The organism is Herbidospora sp. RD11066 (genome assembly GCF_054661255.1).
Map to the genome: position 1 here is coordinate 1 of NZ_BAAGDO010000406.1, position 231 is coordinate 231.

Here is a 231-nt window from a genome sequence, read left to right on the forward strand (position 1 = left end):
GGCGGGGCTAAGATAGATCCTCCGATCCATAGAGAGTATTTACGCTCGGGAGGAGCAATGATCTTGATCTTCATTGTGGCAGGGGCAAGAGCAGTGATTTCTTTCTGCATTCTGTCAGCGATTCCTGGGAACATGGTGGAGCCACCAGACAGCACCGTGTTGGCATACAGATCCTTACGGATGTCCACATCGCACAACTCGGAGGCCAAGCGGACTCAGGAAGACCAGCTA

1 protein-coding gene is annotated in these 231 nt (G+C 52.8%); it reads right to left on the reverse strand.

Translation table 11 applies throughout. The features are described 5' to 3' along the window. A partial coding sequence (locus ACYQ78_RS40195; RefSeq protein WP_459806252.1) for a hypothetical protein occupies window positions 1-188 on the reverse strand: 188 nt, incomplete at its 3' end. Window positions 189-231: the final 43 nt, after the last annotated feature.